Annotated in this window: 16 protein-coding genes; 6 read left to right on the top strand and 10 right to left on the bottom strand. The window is 65.2% G+C overall.

Going from position 1 to position 15,336, the window contains the following annotated elements; translation table 11 throughout:
- Nucleotides 1-26 precede the first annotated feature (26 nt).
- Nucleotides 27-2,459 (top strand): TonB-dependent siderophore receptor, encoded by a 2,433-nt coding sequence (locus I9018_RS11300; protein ID WP_241109465.1) that lies wholly within the window; start codon nucleotides 27-29, stop codon nucleotides 2,457-2,459.
- Nucleotides 2,460-2,516: 57 nt separating this feature from the next.
- On the opposite strand, the gene I9018_RS11295 is transcribed toward I9018_RS11300, so the two are convergent.
- The 3 genes from I9018_RS11295 to I9018_RS11285 are packed head-to-tail and all read right to left on the bottom strand — an operon-like array spanning nucleotide 2,517 to nucleotide 4,047.
- Entirely contained in the window at nucleotides 2,517-2,963 is a 447-nt protein-coding gene (locus I9018_RS11295) for an NUDIX hydrolase (RefSeq protein WP_124346383.1), read from the bottom strand.
- Nucleotides 2,964-2,998: 35 nt separating this feature from the next.
- A complete protein-coding gene (locus I9018_RS11290; RefSeq protein ID WP_241109464.1) occupies nucleotides 2,999-3,397 on the bottom strand; it encodes a hypothetical protein in 399 nt (132 codons plus the stop codon).
- Between the two features lie 8 nt (nucleotides 3,398-3,405).
- A complete protein-coding gene (locus I9018_RS11285; RefSeq protein ID WP_241109463.1) occupies nucleotides 3,406-4,047 on the bottom strand; it encodes a DUF4375 domain-containing protein in 642 nt (213 codons plus the stop codon).
- A gap of 163 nt (nucleotides 4,048-4,210) precedes the next feature.
- Between I9018_RS11285 and I9018_RS11280 the strand changes: the two genes are divergently transcribed.
- On the top strand, nucleotides 4,211-4,576 hold the full coding sequence (locus I9018_RS11280) for a hypothetical protein (RefSeq protein ID WP_241109462.1): 366 nt from the start codon (nucleotides 4,211-4,213) through the stop codon (nucleotides 4,574-4,576).
- Between the two features lie 23 nt (nucleotides 4,577-4,599).
- Nucleotides 4,600-4,896, top strand: coding sequence for a cyclic-phosphate processing receiver domain-containing protein (locus I9018_RS11275; RefSeq protein WP_124346379.1), 297 nt, complete (start codon nucleotides 4,600-4,602; stop codon nucleotides 4,894-4,896).
- Nucleotides 4,897-5,080: 184 nt separating this feature from the next.
- Here I9018_RS11275 and I9018_RS11270 read toward each other — a convergent pair whose 3' ends face one another.
- The 6 genes from I9018_RS11270 to I9018_RS11245 all read right to left on the bottom strand — a co-directional run bounded on the left by I9018_RS11270 (nucleotide 5,081) and on the right by I9018_RS11245 (nucleotide 11,264).
- Nucleotides 5,081-5,920 (bottom strand): EcsC family protein, encoded by an 840-nt coding sequence (locus I9018_RS11270; RefSeq protein ID WP_022643733.1) that lies wholly within the window; start codon nucleotides 5,918-5,920, stop codon nucleotides 5,081-5,083.
- Nucleotides 5,921-6,034: 114 nt separating this feature from the next.
- Nucleotides 6,035-8,590 carry a valine--tRNA ligase gene (gene valS / locus I9018_RS11265; RefSeq protein WP_241109461.1) on the bottom strand — a complete coding sequence of 852 codons (2,556 nt, stop codon included), beginning with the start codon at nucleotides 8,588-8,590 and terminating at the stop codon, nucleotides 6,035-6,037.
- A 75-nt stretch (nucleotides 8,591-8,665) separates the two neighbouring features.
- Entirely contained in the window at nucleotides 8,666-8,953 is a 288-nt protein-coding gene (locus tag I9018_RS11260; protein ID WP_068588083.1) for a barstar family protein, read from the bottom strand.
- Between the two features lie 36 nt (nucleotides 8,954-8,989).
- Nucleotides 8,990-9,844 (bottom strand): hypothetical protein, encoded by an 855-nt coding sequence (locus tag I9018_RS11255; protein WP_068588076.1) that lies wholly within the window; start codon nucleotides 9,842-9,844, stop codon nucleotides 8,990-8,992.
- Nucleotides 9,845-10,037: 193 nt separating this feature from the next.
- A complete protein-coding gene (locus I9018_RS11250) occupies nucleotides 10,038-10,820 on the bottom strand; it encodes an alpha/beta hydrolase (protein WP_241109460.1) in 783 nt (260 codons plus the stop codon).
- Between the two features lie 60 nt (nucleotides 10,821-10,880).
- The gene (locus tag I9018_RS11245) at nucleotides 10,881-11,264 is read right to left on the bottom strand and encodes a PaaI family thioesterase (protein WP_241109459.1); all 384 of its coding nucleotides are present in this window, start codon (nucleotides 11,262-11,264) and stop codon (nucleotides 10,881-10,883) included.
- A 116-nt stretch (nucleotides 11,265-11,380) separates the two neighbouring features.
- On the opposite strand from I9018_RS11245, the gene I9018_RS11240 reads away from it, so the two are divergent.
- Nucleotides 11,381-12,349, top strand: a complete 969-nt coding sequence (locus I9018_RS11240) for a helix-turn-helix domain-containing protein (RefSeq protein ID WP_241109458.1) — start codon at nucleotides 11,381-11,383, stop codon at nucleotides 12,347-12,349.
- A 28-nt stretch (nucleotides 12,350-12,377) separates the two neighbouring features.
- On the opposite strand, the gene I9018_RS11235 is transcribed toward I9018_RS11240, so the two are convergent.
- Nucleotides 12,378-13,577 carry an MFS transporter gene (locus I9018_RS11235; RefSeq protein ID WP_241109457.1) on the bottom strand — a complete coding sequence of 400 codons (1,200 nt, stop codon included), beginning with the start codon at nucleotides 13,575-13,577 and terminating at the stop codon, nucleotides 12,378-12,380.
- 245 nt (nucleotides 13,578-13,822) lie between these two features.
- On the opposite strand from I9018_RS11235, the gene I9018_RS11230 reads away from it, so the two are divergent.
- Nucleotides 13,823-14,713, top strand: coding sequence for a LysR family transcriptional regulator (locus I9018_RS11230; protein WP_241109456.1), 891 nt, complete (start codon nucleotides 13,823-13,825; stop codon nucleotides 14,711-14,713).
- Between the two features lie 67 nt (nucleotides 14,714-14,780).
- Complete coding sequence (locus tag I9018_RS11225) at nucleotides 14,781-15,308, top strand: AAA family ATPase (RefSeq protein ID WP_241109455.1); 528 nt, start codon at nucleotides 14,781-14,783, stop codon at nucleotides 15,306-15,308.
- Nucleotides 15,309-15,336 lie beyond the last annotated feature (28 nt).

Raw genomic sequence — 15,336 nt, 5'->3', positions numbered from 1 at the left:
TCATTCCTATTTCGTACGGGACTTCCATGCACTTCTCATCCCACATCCCCGCCCGCAGCATCCTGGCGCTAGCCATCTGCCTGGCCTGCGGGCACGCAGCAGCTGTCGAGCCCGCCAGCGCCCCCAGCAAGCAAGAGTCGAACCTGCATAGTTTCTCCATCGCCAGGCAACCCCTGGCCGAGGCCCTGGACCAACTGAGCACCCAGAGCGGGTTGCAGATTGCCTATTCCTCGCCGATGGCCCAAGGCATCCAGTCCCCTGGAGTCGCCGGCAGGATGAGCGCCGAACAGGCACTGGCCAAGGTGCTGGAGGGCACCGGCCTGGGCTTCGAGCGCAATGGCCTCAATGCCGTCCTGCTGACCCGCCTGCCCGCGGTGGAGAAGAGCGTGGAACTGGGTGCGACCCAGATCATCAGCAACCAACTGGGCACCGTGACCGAGGGCTCCGGCTCCTATACCCCAGGCACCCTGGCCACCGCCACCCGGCTGGTGTTGAGCCCCCGCCAGACCCCGCAATCGGTGAGCGTCATCACCCGCCAGCACATGGAAGATTTCAATCTCAACAACGTTGACGACGTGATGCGCCACACCCCGGGCATCACCGTATCGGCCTACGACACCGACCGGACCAACTACTACGCCCGCGGTTTCTCGATCAACAACTTCCAGTACGACGGCATTCCCTCCACCTCGCGCAATGTCGCCTACTCGGCGGGCAACACCCTGAGCGACATGGCGATCTACGACCGGGTCGAAGTGCTCAAGGGCGCCACCGGCCTGCTGACCGGCGCCGGTTCCCTCGGCGCCACCATCAACCTGGTACGCAAGAAACCCACCGCCGAGTTCAAGGGGCACGCCACCCTGGGCGCGGGCTCCTGGGACAACTATCGCAGCGAGGTGGATGTCAGCGGCCCGTTGACCGACAGCGGTAATGTCCGTGGTCGTGCCGTGGCCGCCTACCAGGACAAGCAGTCGTTCTTGGACCACTACTCGCGCAAGACCGGAACCTACTACGGCATCCTCGAATTCGACCTGTCCCCGGATACGATGCTGACCGTGGGCGCCGACATGCAGGACAACATTCCCAAGGGCTCCAGTTGGTCCGGCACCTTCCCGCTGGTCAATTCCAACGGCAGCATCAACAAGATGTCGCGCTCCTACAACAACGGTACGACCTGGAGCGCTTGGGAGCAGTACACCCGCACCGCCTTCGCCATGCTCGAGCACGACCTGGGCGATGGCTGGGTCACCAAGCTGCAGCTGGACCACAAGATCAACAGCTACCATGCCGAGCTGGGCTCGATCCAGTTCGACCAGCCCCAGGCCGATGGCAGCGCGGAGATCAACGGCCAGAAGTACACCGGCGAAACCAAGAGCACCTCCGCCGATCTCTATGCCAGCGGGCCGTTCAGCCTGTTCGGGCGCGACCATGAGCTGGTGCTGGGCGGTTCGATCAGCACGTCACGCTGGCAAGGCAAAGGTTATTGGGCGCCGGTCTGGCCCCAGGGCAACAAGGTGGATTTCTACAACTGGAAGGGCCACCTTTCCCGCCCCATCTGGCAGGCTCCGGCGCAGATTACCGACGACACCACGCGCCAGACTGGCGCCTACCTGACCACCCGCCTGAACCTGCTGGACGACCTGAACGTCATCCTCGGCGGGCGCGTGGTCAACTATCACCAGACCGGCCTGACCCCGTCGTACCGGGAAAGCGGACGCTTCGTCCCCTATGCCGGGATCATCTATGACCTCAACGAGAACTTCTCGGCATACGCCAGCTACACCGATATCTTCATGCCCCAGGAGAGCTTCAACAAGGACAGGGACCAGAAGCTTTTGGAGCCGGATGAAGGCCAGAACTACGAGCTGGGCCTGAAGGGAGAATTCTTCGAAGGCCGGTTGAACAGCAGCCTGGCCTACTTCGAGATACGCGAGAACAACCGGCCGATCTCCGACGACGCCTACAACAACCTGACTCCCACCCCGAGCAACTATGCCTACAAGGGGTCCAAGGCGGTTACCAAGGGCTACGAGGCGGAGATTTCCGGTGAGTTGAGCCCGGGCTGGCAGGTCCAGGCCGGCTACACCCACAAGGTGGTGCGCGATGACAAGGGCGACAAGCTCTCCACCTTCGAACCCGAGGACCAGGTCAACCTGTACACCACCTACAAGCTCAAGGGCGACCTGGACAAGTTGACCGTCGGCGGCGGCCTGCGCTGGCAGAGCAAAGGCTGGTACTCGATCTACAACAAGCCGCTGGACCGCAACCAGGACATCACCCAGTCATCCTACTGGCTGGTGGACCTGATGACCCGCTACCAGATCACCGACAGCCTGTCGGCGACCCTGAACGTCAACAATATCTTTGACAAGTCCTACTACACCAACGTCGGTTTCTATAACTCGGCCGCCTACGGTGAACCACGCAACTTCATGCTCAGCACCCGCTGGGACTTCTAGGCCCTTGGCCCTGTCGGACAATGACATCCGGCAGGGCCTGTCGCGGCCTCGCTGCACTCAGTCGAGCAAGCCGGCCTGCTTGAGCAACTGCTCCAGCCCCTGGGGCACCAGGGGCGCTTGCGGGCCGAAGCTCGAACTGTCGTGCCAGCTGACGGTAAAGCCCATGCCGTCGGTTTCTTCGCCGTGCAACTGGTCGCGGGAGTAGACACTGGCATCGTCGAAGCGTGCGTCATACACCTGGACGATTTCGTGCCCGGGCTGGCCCAGGTAGGTAAACAGGTTCTCCAGGGTACCCAGCAGGCGCAACTGGCTGATGGACAGGCCGAGTTCTTCCTCCACCTCGCGGCGGATGGCCTGGTCGCTGCGCTCGCCGAACTCGATGCCGCCACCCACCGGGCGGAACACCGTCTGCTGCTGATGGGGGTCGTCGAACTGATGGACCAGGATCTTGCCCTGGTGATGGAAGACACAAAGCGCCAGGGCGCGGATACGGGGTTCAGCCATGGGAAAATCCGTTTGCCGAGGGAAAAGGCGCGGCATTAGAGCATGGGCACCGACACCTCGGCCAGGACCTCCCCGGCGAACCTTCGCAGTTGCTCCGGGCTGAGCAGCAGCGAGGCGTTGACGTGCCAGTCGCTGGCGTCATCCGCGGTCGACCACAGGCTGACCTTGAGCATCCGCAACGGCTGCCAGTCGGCGCCGGCCGTCACTTGCAAGGCCAGGTCAAGGCACGCCGAGCGCCATTGCAACGGCTCCTCAGGCAACGCTTGCGCCGCTTGCAGAAAAAATTCGGCCAACCCGACACAGCCCTCCAGGGGTTCGTGGACGATATGAATATGGGCCTGGAAGCCGCTGCCCCGCAGGCCAACGTCAAGCAACGGGCAGACGCCGCCCTCCTCGGCGGCGATGGACAATTGCAGCCCATCGTCCTGGGCCACCACCGCGCTCATTCGCAGGCCGGCGGGTAGAAATGGCTGGCCGCCAGCGCCGGCACTTCTTCCAGCACCGTCCACAATTGCTCGTCCAGTTCGCCACTGATCAGCTCATGCTGCTCATCGCTGAGCCGCTCGGGAATATCCCACAGGCGCTCCAACGGCGGATGGGCCTGCAGATCGCCGATCGTCTGCCGCTGGCGTTCCACCACCGCCCTGGCCCGGGTCGCACCCAACGCCTGGAGTGCGCCCAGGGCCAACTGGTAGCTGCGCTCGCCCCAGTTGCAGAAGAACTGCAGGAAACCACCGTTGTAGCCATCTGCCTCCAGGCGCCACAGGGCGACGATGGCCTGGTCCCGTTCAGGCAGACGCTCCAGGTCCCAATCCAGCGCCTGCAGGCGCGCCATGGACTGCTCGCACACATGCTCCCAGATCCAGTCGGCACCCTCGATCACCAGCCCCTGCTCACCCAACCCGGGCCACAGCACCGAGCTGCCCTGGGGCGCGATCCGCCAGGCCTGGCGCTGCTGCGCCGAGGCTTTTTGCAAGCGGCCATAACGCCCGAGGGATTGGCGCAGCAGCAAGCCATCGGCCCAGCCGAGACAGAGCTGGTCCGCTTCGAAAGCGACGTGGGTGATGGGATTGGCGTTGGACAAGGCAGACCTTCCTGGCAGTGGTTTCGATCAAAGACTGGGGCGTTGCCCCGGGATGCTTCTACACCGATCCACCGCACGGTGCCACCCTGCATAGGCTGCAAATACCCTTGGCTTGCGTGACCTGGAACCGCTATAAAACACGACCGCACCCAGGATGCTTGCCGTGTTCACCAGACTAATCGACCAGGAGCTGCATCTCTACGGCAGTCCTGGCGAGTTCAATGCCATAGCCCGCGCCATTCGCAAAGACTGCCGTCAGGCTTTTGCCCTGGAGCCCGAACCTGCACAACTCGTCAGCCTGATCCTGCACTGCGGTGGACACCAGGACAGTATTCGCATCGAAGGGGACAGCCTGTACATCCATTTTACCCAGGCCACCAAGAACCGCCTTTGGACACACTTTTCGATGCCCCAGGAAACACCCCCGGGAGCGATGTTCTTCATCGACCGGTGCCAGGGTCATGTACCTGCTTTCGGCGATGACTGCTTGAACCTGGTACTGCACGTCAACGTAACGCCCCCTACCTGAAACCAGCCGAGACACCCTGTCCGATGAAAATCTACCTCGACGATGAACGCCAGACGCCCGAAGGCTGGGTGCGGGCCTACTGGCCGGACGAAGTCATTGCCTTGCTCAAGGCCGGTGGCGTCAGTGAAATCAGCCTCGACCACGATCTGGGCGACGACGAACGCGGCACTGGCTACGACGTGATCCTGTGGATCGAGGAAGCCGTGGCCTTGCAGGGTTTTCGCCCGCCACGGATCCAGGTGCACTCAGCCAATGCCTCGGCCGTGGAGAAGATGCAGGCCGGAGTCCGCTCGATACAGCGGCTGGCAGCCGGGCAGTAACCGTAGGGTCTTGAGTAGCGCTAGCGACAGCCCCACGGATCTCTTCCCACTGGATAGCGGCGCCCCAGCCCCTCTCAGGGCGGCGCCAGGCCTCAATAAGCGCCACCACAGCGGGCTGTCGCTTGCACATGTCCGTCGGTCGAATCTTCCATGCCAGGGTTCCACCACCAGCAGCACCTGGGCATCAGCCCACCAACCGCTTGCCCTTGAGCTCGGCATAGGCCGCCTTGATCGGCTCGAAACCGTATTGCTGCTCCAGGCGCTTGACGATGAAATGCCCACGGGCCATGTCCTGATAGAAGTCGGTGAACAGGGTATTGATGGTGGCGCCGGTGACGGCCCCGATCACCGGCACGGCCTGGGCCGCGAACTTGCTGGAGATGGTCACGCCATAGCGCGCCGCGACCTTTTCGATCAGCACCGCCAGCCACTTGCCCGCCTGCCCCGGCGACATCCGGCTGATGGCACTGGAGCCCTGCTTGGCGGCGATGGCGGCCAGTTCCTTGGAGAGTTGCTGCATGGCCTGGGTGGTGAAGCTGCGGGTCAGGTAGTAACCGGTTTCGCTGGCATCGTCGGCCTCGCTGTTGCCGCCCATGGCGAACACTTCGATGCACGCCTGCTTGGTGGCGAAGTCCGTCAGGTCGAACCCCTCGCTGCGCGCCACATCGGCCACCGAGCGCATCATGATGGTGGTGGACACCGGCAGCTCGACGAACAGCGAAGCAAAACCGAAGGCGCCCCCCAAGGCCCCCGACGCGGCCGCATACAACTTGTGCAAGCGCGGCGAGGCCTGTTTCTTCGGCTGGTTGTCCAGGCTCCACAAGGCTGCATCGGCGGAACTGTGCAGTGCGGCCACCACCGCGCCGTTGATCTTCTGCGACACCACCGCCGGCAATGCCTTGACCGCACTCTCGATGGGCGAGCCCAGCAAGCCCGACAGGCGTGCCGTCAACGATGGCGACTCCAAGAGGCCCACGGCGCGCTTGAGGTCCCTGTAGTCTTGCGGGTTGTCTTGGATATTCACTGAAGCTTCCCTTGGCAGGCACTGATACGGGCGAACATAGTGGCAGCATCGACCGGGGAAAATAAACCGCCCGCCGACGCAGATTCGCGTCGGCGGGCGGGATGCGCTGCATGGTCAAGCCTGCAACCAGACCCGCACCTGCCGCTCGGGGCCTTCGATGAACAGCAAGTGCGCCACCTGGCCCGCTTCCAGCAGGTCCTGGCGGGCCTCCTGCAAACGTTCCAGGGACGGCGCCTGGTCCACCAGCTCGACCCGCGCGACCGGCGCCTTCATCGATTGCCGGGCATCGGACTTGGCCTTGCGGATCGCCGCCAGCGTCGCACTGACCGCCTCCAGCAACGACTCCACCTCAGCCTCTGCCACACAGGCCTCGGGCCAGGACGCACGGTGCACCGAATCCGGCTGCCAGCAACGCCAGACCTCTTCGCAAACGAAAGGCAGGAACGGCGCGAACAGCCGCTGCAGGCTGCTCAAGGCTCGGGCCAGGGCGTTGCGCGCCGAGTGCCCTTCGGGCCGATAGGCGCGGCGCTTGACCAGCTCGACGTAGTCATCGCAGAACCACCAGAAGAATCCCTCGATGCGTACCAGGGCAGCGCTGTAGTCGTAGCTTTCCAATGCCTGCCGGGCCTGGCCGGCGACACTTCCCAGGCGTTGCAGCATGGCCTGGTCCAGCGCCTGGGACACCGGCCCGGCGGGGTCGCCGGGCAAGCCGAACACCAGCTTCGAGACATTGAACAGCTTGAGCGCCAGGCGCCGGCCGATCTTCATCTGCTGCTCTTCGAAGGCAGTATCGCTGCCCGGCCGCCCCAGGGCCGCCCAGTAGCGCACCGCGTCGCTGCCGTATTGCTCCAGCAGCGCCAGGGGGGTGACCACATTGCCCCGGGACTTGGACATCTTCTTGCGGTCCGGATCGAGGATCCAGCCCGACAGCGCCACATGGCGCCAGGGCACGGCGGCCTGCTCGAAGTGACTGCGAACCAGGGTCGAGAACAGCCAGGTGCGGATGATGTCGTGGCCCTGGGGCCGCAGGTCCATGGGAAAGACCTGCTCGAACAGGCCATCGCCCTCCTCCCAGCCCGCGGCAATCTGCGGGCTCAGGGAGCTGGTGGCCCAGGTATCCATGATGTCCCGCTCGCCGATGAAACCATGGGGCTGGCCGCGCTGGTCCGGCTCGTAACCCGGCGGGGTGTCCAGGGTCGGATCCACCGGCAGCGAGTCTTCGCTGGCCGCGATCGGCCGGTCATGGTCCGGTTCGCCCCGGGCATCCAGGGGGTACCAGAACGGCAGCGGCACGCCGAAGATCCGTTGCCGGCTGATCAGCCAGTCGCCATTGAGGCCGCCAACCCAATGCTCGTAGCGGCTGCGCATGAATGGCGGGTGCCAGGCCAGGGCGCGGCCCCGCCCCAGCAGTTGCTGGCGCAGCTCGGCATCGCGGCCGCCATTGCGCAAGTACCACTGGCGGGTGGCGACGATCTCCAACGGCTGGTCACCTTTCTCGAAGAACTTCACGGCATGGCGGATCGGCCGTGGCTCACCGAGCAGGCCGCCGCACCCGTGCAACAGTGGCAACAACCGCTGGCGCGCCTGGGCCAGGCTGCAACCGGCCAGTGCAGCATAGGCCTGGCGTCCGGCGGGATCGGCCAGCCACTCAGGCGCCTGCGCCAGCAAGCGACCGTCGCGGCCGATGATGCAACGGGTCGGCAGCTGCAATTCACGCCACCAGAGCACGTCCGTCAGGTCGCCGAAGGTGCAGACCATCGCCAGCCCCGTGCCCTTCTGCGGATCGGCCAGCGGGTGGGCGAGCAACGGCACCGGCACCTCGAACAGCGGCGAGCGCAACGCCTGCCCGAACTGCCCCTGGTAGCGTGGATCGTCGGGGTGCGCCACCAGCGCCACGCAGGCCGCCAGCAACTCCGGACGCGTGGTGGCGATGCGCAGCGCCTGGCCCCCGTCGCCCCGGAACACCAGGTCGTGCCAGGCTCCCGGCTGCTCGCGATCCTCAAGCTCGGCCTGGGCCACGGCGGTCTGGAAGGTTACGTCCCACAGGCATGGCGCCTGCTGGCTGTAGAGCTCGCCACGCTGGTAGTTGCGCAAGAGCGCGCGCTGGCTGACCCACTGCGCCCGCTCATCGATGGTGGCGTAGGTCAGCCCCCAGTCCACCGACAACCCCAGCTGCACGAACAGGTTGCGAAAGGCCTGCTCATCGATGGCGGTCAGGCGATGGCACAGCTCGACGAAATTGCGCCGGCTGATCGCGACATACTCACTGCGGCGCCGGGCTACCGTAGTCGGCGGCTGGAACTGCGGTTGGTACGTGGCATCCGGATCGCAGCGCACGCCGTAGTAGTTCTCCACGCGCCGTTCGGTGGGCAGGCCGTTGTCATCCCAACCCATGGGATAGAACACAGTCTTGCCGCACATGCGCTGGAAGCGGGCGATGATATCGGTGTGGGTGTAGCTGAACACATGGCCGACGTGCAGCGAGCCGGAGGCCGTGGGTGGCGGTGTGTCGATGGAATAGACCGCGTCCCGTGGGGCATTGCGGTCGAAGGCGTAGGTGCCTTCTTCGAGCCAGCGCTGGGACCAGCGTGCCTCGAGATGTTCAAGCGAGGGGGTGGGGCAAATCGTCAGGCTTTCACGTTTAACGGTGACATAGCTTCCTCCTGTCATCGGCAGATGGCGCGCAGTGGTGCGCGCCGCAAGGCCGATTTATAGAGCAAGGACACGGATTAGTAAATCGCCCTTTCAAAGCCATTTCACCTGCGGCGCCCACTGCGGGTACTCCGCGCGCAGGTGCTCCAGGCACTGGGCCAGCAACCGCGCATCGTCGGGCAAGCGCTGGCTCAATGCCGACCCGCCGTGGAACGACAATTGCCGTGGCATCTCCACCAGCCCGGTGATCGCGTCCCAGAACGCATCCCAGTTGCAGCCGTACCAAGCGGGAAACCCCAGGGCGTCGCGCAGCAGGATGTGCAGTTCGGCCGAACTGCCCACCGCGCTCAAATCGATGTCCAAGCGCTGCAAACCGGTCACCTCCAAGCGGCTCCTGGATTCAGGCACCCGCACCGATCACTGGCGGACATACTGCACCTGCTTGCCATCGAAGACGTAGCTGACGTCATCGGCATCCCCCATCTTGCGGGTCTGGGTGTCGCCCGCAGAGGTGGTGCCGCTGAACTTGACCAGCAAGCGCGGCATCGGCCCTTGGGCCGCCACGAAATTCAGCTCGCCCTGGTTGGCGATGCAGGGGATCACCGTGCCGTCGTCACAGGCCGCCGAGTTGTCCTCGCCGCTGAAGACCTGGCCCAGGTAGCTCCAGACCCAGCCGTCCTCCTCCGGGGTCTTGTTCGGGTTGAACACGAACACGGCATAACCACTGATGCCGTAGCCGCTGTCGAAGGTAGCCGTGGGCACCGCCAGCACCAGGCGGCCATCGTTGGTGCGGTACTCCAGGGCCTGGCGGCTGGTGTCCACTTCCTCGGGCTGCTCGCGGGCGCCGAAGAAGCCGATCTTGCGCTCGATGCTGCGAATATCGTAAGGCTGCTTCTGACCCGGGCGAGCCAGTTCGAAGGTCGCGTCCGCCAGCCGGACCTTGACGTCCGGGGCGATGAAGTCCTCACCTTCACGGGCCGCGCGGTCGCGAGTGAACCAGGAGAACGTCGCGTAATAGTGCTTGCCGCCCAGGTCGATCTCGCGGCCATACCAGAAATTGGACACCACGCCATCTTCCAGTTCGAAGGTTTCGGCCTGGTCATCGATCTGGACGTTGTTGATCACCGCCAGCACCGCGCCAGGCGGGATCAAAGGGTCCTTGGCATAGACGGCCAATGGCGCCGCGAACGCCGCCGTGGCCAACGTCAGAGCGGCCAACGCCCGCCCCAGGCGGCCGGGCTTGGGCAAACCTGCCTTGTTGTCGATCTTCATCGCTAGAACATCCCTGTAGAACCAGTGAAAGAGCCCGAGGCCGGTGGCGCAGAACCTGTCGACTCCGGGTGATTGGGCGCGCGAATCATATAAGCAGGTTTTCACCCGCCACAAGATACTGGCACATGGCGATTAACGGCCCATGGGCCAGCGGGCGGTCGATCAGCAACAGCGCCTTGACCCAGGCGCGGCCTCAGCGCGACAGGAACCCTAGCACCTGCTCTAGAACGCCATGTGGATTTTCCCGGTGGGGAACATGGCCACACCCGGCAAAGACATGCACCCACGCCGGGCCGCCGGTCCCAGCGGCGATACGCTCAGGGTGCAACAACGAACCGTATTCGTCGCAATCGCCATGCAACACCAACAGCGGGCACTGCACCCGGGCCAACTGCGGGTCCAGGGTCCAGTGGCCGAAGGCAGCGTCCAGCCAGGTGTCGGTCCAGGCCCGCAGGACCCACGTCGCCTTGTCGCCATGGTATTTGTGCAATCGCTGCAACTGCCCGGGCTCGGCGAACTGACGCTGCGCCTGGCGGATACCGTCGCGGGTCCGCTGCTCGACGAAAGCCTGGGCCGACTCACTGATCACCGCCTCGCAGCCCTGTGGGTGGGCCGCCGCGCAACCAATGGCCATGCCACCACCGACGCTATGGCCAAAGACCACGAAGCGCTCGATCCCCAGGGTGTGGCACACGGCCTGGAAGTCACCCTGCGCCTCGTCCTCGACGAAACAGGTAGGCGGCAAATCGCTGCGAGCCGCCGAACGGCCGAAGCCCAGGCGGTCATAGGCCACCACTCGGCGCCCACTGGCCAGGGCCAGGCGCTCGGGGAAGCCCCGCCACAACGTCACGCACCCCAGGGAGTCATGCAACAGCACCAGGGGTACGCCTTGCTCCCGTCCCGGGTTCCAGCATTGGGCAAACAGCAGCCCCCTCGGGGTGTCGATCCAGTGTTGCCGGGTAGAAACAGAAGGCATGCACACGCTCCGCGACAGTGAATGAAAGGCCGGGCATTCCGGGCGCATCTTGCCCCAGGGTCACTGGCCGAGGCGATAGGCGGTGGCACTGAACAGGGCAATGCGCCGCTCCTGGCTGTCCGTGACCATGACCTGGTAATGGGCGATGTTCTTCGTGCTGCCCACCAGGGTGGCGCAGGCCATCAACTCCTCGCCCTGGGCCCTGGCCATGTAGCGGATCTCGGCTTGCAAGCCGATGTACAGCGCATTCGCGGCATTGCACGCAGCGGCGAAAGCAATGTCGGCCAAGGAGAACACCAGGCCGCCGTGAATGCCGCCCAAGGCGTTGCGATGCGCTTCGCCCAGCCGTAGCCGGCAGACCGCCTGCTCGAAACTGGCCTGCTGGTATTCGACCCCGAGCAGATCGGCAAAGCGATCCACCTGTCCCGTACTGGTTGCTTGCATCCCTTGCTCCTGGCCGTGGGCCTGTTCAACGATGCCGCCCATCCTAGTCTTGCGATTGTTCCCGATCGGTGTTCTAAAGGGCCGATCGATAGTCCGATCAGGCCATGGGGGGATGCATGAACGAGGTAGCGATTCTGGCTTATGACGGCTGCTGGGCCATGGGCGTGTTCTCGGCCACGGACTTCTTTCGCATCGTCGCACTGCTGGAACAGCACCTCGGGGTCCCCCAGGGTTATCGGGTCAGGGTGCTGTCGATCGATGGCGGCCCGGTCCAGGCTGCCAGTGGCCATGCCATTCACCCGGATGCCGCGCTGGAGGCGGCCGACGACTGCCAGCTGATCGTGATTCCGCCCATCGAAGGCCCGCGCCTGGCCGCCGGCTTTGCTCCGGATGCCCGGGCCCTGGCCTGGCTGGCCCAGTGCAAGGCTCGTGGCGCACGGGTCCTGGCGATGACCACCGGCGCCTGTCATGTGGCGGCGGCCGGGCTGGGCCGGGACATGCTCCTGGCCACCCACTGGGCCTATACCCGGCTCCTGAACAAACGCTATCCGGACTGCACCTTCGTGGCCCATTCATCCTTCACCCAGGCGCAGGGCATCTGGAGCAGCGGCTCGCTGGGGGGCGGCTTCGACGCCTTGCTGGAAATGCTCGCCCAGGACCAGGGCGACCGCTTCGCTCAACTGTGCGCCACCCACCTGCTGGTCTCGATGCCCGAGCGTCTGAGCCCGATCCTACCGGGGCATCGCAATCATCGCGACCCGGTGGTACTCAAGGTCCAGGACTGGATCGAGAACCATCACCGGCAAGCCATCAGCATCGCGAGCCTGGCCCGTGAAGCCGGCCTGAGCGAGCGGACCCTCAAGCGCCGCTTCCAGTTGGCGACCCACTTGCCGCCCAACCTCTACGTGCAGAAGGTGCGGGTCGACAAGGCCAAGAAACTGCTGCTGTCCAGCGGCCTGCCGGTCAAGGCCATCGCCTATGAAGTCGGCTACGAAAACGTGAGTTTCTTCATCCGCCTGTTCAAGACCCAGGTGGGCCAGACCCCAGCCCAGTGGCGCGATGGCGCCAGCCTCGCGCTACCTTGAACCCGGCACGCCAGGACGGACCGTGTTCTCAGTGTCCTGGGCCTTTGGCAGGCTCGACGGCCCGGCCTGATCCGGCAGCCCCCAGCCAGGCCAGCAGGATCAGTCCCAGCAGCGCCAGCCCCGCCCCGGTCAGGCCCATGCGGGCAATGCCCAGCGAACCCAGGGTCACCCCACCCGACCACGCGCCCAGGGCAATCCCCAGATTGAACCCGGCGATGTTGAGCCCCGCCGCCACGCCGTGGGCATGGGGCGCATGCTGCTCGGCAACGCCGATCAGCCGGGCCTGCAACGCAGGCACCGCGGCATAGGTGAACAGCCCCAGCAAAGCCACCGCCACGGCCATGGCCAGGGCCGAATGCACCAGCCCCCACAAGCCCAGCCCACAGCCGGCAATACCGGCAAGCACGATGGCACTGCCCTGGTCGGCGCCCAGGCGATCGGTCAGGCGACCGCCCAACAGGTTTCCGACCGCGGCAAGCACGCCATAACCCAGCATGAAGAGGCCAACCGTGGCGATGCTGACCTGGGTCACACCGGTCAACAGCGGTGCAATGTAGGTATAGGCGCTGAACGAACCGGCATAACCCAGCACGGTCACCAGGGCAGCCACCAGCAAGGCGGGATGCAACAGTGCCTTGAGTGCCGAGACAGCCGAATCCCGACCCGCCGGCCCCGAACCCCTGGCCGGTTCATCCATGCCAAACAGCAGCCCGAGGAAGCCCAATGCACCGAACCCGGCAATCGTCCCCAGCACCGGTCGCCAAGCACCCAGGCCACCGAGGTAGGTGCTGATGGGCACGCCAATGGCCATGGCCAGAGTGAAGCCTGCGAACACCACGGCCACTGCGCGGCCAGCCTGCTTCGGCCCGGCCAGGCGGGCGGCGGTGCTGGAAGCCACGGCCAGGAACAGGCCGTGGCCCATGCCCGCGACGAATCGCGCCGCCAGCAGCGACCATAGACTGGCGGCGAAAGCAGCGCCCAGGCTCCCGGCACAGAACACCAGTACGGTGCCCAGCATCACTCGCCGGCGCGGCCAGCTTGTCGTCAGGGCCGTGAGGACCGGCGCCGCGCAGGTTGCGCCCAGGGCATACAGGGTGATCGCGCCGCCGGCTTGCTCGACCTGCAGAGCCAAGTCCCGGGCCATGACCTCGGTGAGACCGATGGGGACGAACTCGGCAAGCCCCAGGGCAAACGCACTGAGGCTGAAGATGTAGACGATGAACGGCATGAGCGCACTCTCTAAACAGTGGAAAAACCGGCCCGTGGCCAGGAATGCGCGCAAGCGTAGGAAGATACGATCAATACGAAAAATTATTACTTTGCTATCTGCACCAAACTATTTTTATACCTCAGGCCAGGCTGGGCACTATGCTGCAAGCCCCTGGCCGGCGACCTTGCAGGTCGCCGGGCGCTTGTCCGTCAATCAACCAGGAACACTTCGCGAGGGCGCCCACTGCGGCGCGATACCGTTTCATGAGCCATCTGGACCACCTGCGTACCTTCATCGAGGCCTATCGCCTGCAATCGTTCTCGCGTGCGGCCCAGGCCCTGGGCATGACCCAGCCTGGCGCATCGCTGCACATCCAGGCGCTGGAGGCCTTCGTCGGCAAGCCGCTGTTCGTGCGACGCTCACGCGGCGTGACCGCGACCGAAGCGGCGGACGAACTGGCGCGGGCCATCGGGCCGATGCTGGACGGCCTGGAAATGCGCATGGCGTCCTATCGCCTCGGCGATGAGATGAGCGGCTCCGTGCACATCGCCGGACCTTCGGACTTCATCCACGGCAAGCTGGCCTCGGGGCTCGCGCCCCTGCTGGACCAGGGCCTGCAGATCCGCCTGCACACCGGCAATCGCGAACGCATCTACAGCCTGCTGGACAACTCGACCGCCGACCTGGCGATCACCGCGTCCCTGCCGGACGAGCACGCCCACGGTTTCGCCCGGCTGCTGACCGAACGATTCCTCCTGGTTCTGGCCCCGGAGCTGGCCAGGAAACTGGGGCCGCGCCCCTCGGCCGAGGAACTGGGGCAACTGCCACTGCTGGCCTACGATGAAGACCTGCCGCTGATCCGCCCGGTGTGGACGGCGCTGTTCCAGTTCGCGCCAACCCTGCAGGCCGCGCTGACCATTGCCGACCTGCGGATCATCCAGGACCTGGTCGTGCAGGGACAGGGCTGGAGCGTACTGCCCGACTACCAGTGCCGCGAAGCGCTGGAAGCCGGCCGCCTGGTGTCCCTGACTCCGCTCGAGGAGGCGCCCAGCAACGAGCTGTACCTGGTCTGGAACAAGACCTCGATGCGCAATCCACGGCTGGTCCATGTGCGCGATTTTGTCCTGGGCCTGTTCGCCGACGCTCACCCTTGAACGCCTCGCTGCCCTGCCCGGGAGCCGATGCTAGACTGCGCGGCTTTTTTTCCAGCAGGGCCGGCCAATGCAGCGCATCGTGATACTGGGCAACGCCGGGAGTGGCAAATCCACCCTGGCCCGTGAACTGGGACGCCGCCTCGCAGTGCCGGTGGTGCACCTGGACCGGCTGTTCTGGGAGCCCGGCTGGGTCGAGGCCGATACCGAGGTATTCCGCAGCCGGGTCCGCGAGGCCGTCGCCACGGATGCCTGGATCTGCGAAGGCAATTACTCGCGGCGTACCTTCGACCTGCGCCTGCCCCGCGCCGAGCTGGTGATCTGGCTCGACACCCCACGCACCACCTGCCTGCGCCGGGTGTTCATGCGCAGCCTGCGCAACCGTCCACGCGCCGACCTGCCGGCAGGTTGCCATGAGCAACTGAACCTGGAGTTCCTCAAGTTTCTGGGTTTCGTGTGGCACTTCGACCAGCACAATCGCCCGGGCATCGAACAGGTCCGCCAGGCCGTGGCGCCCCAGGTGCCGGTGGTTCATCTGCGAGGCGTGCAGGACATCGACAACTGGCTCGAGACACTGCCACCCCGCCTGCCGGGCTGAACGCGACAGCCTGGACCGGTCGGCGGCC

It is taken from the genome of Pseudomonas sp. MPFS, assembly GCF_022537035.1.
In the GTDB taxonomy this organism is placed as follows: Bacteria; Pseudomonadota; Gammaproteobacteria; order Pseudomonadales; family Pseudomonadaceae; genus Aquipseudomonas; species Aquipseudomonas sessilinigenes.
Note: the sequence above shows the minus strand (reverse complement) of the source record. Positions and strands in the feature narration are given on the sequence as shown.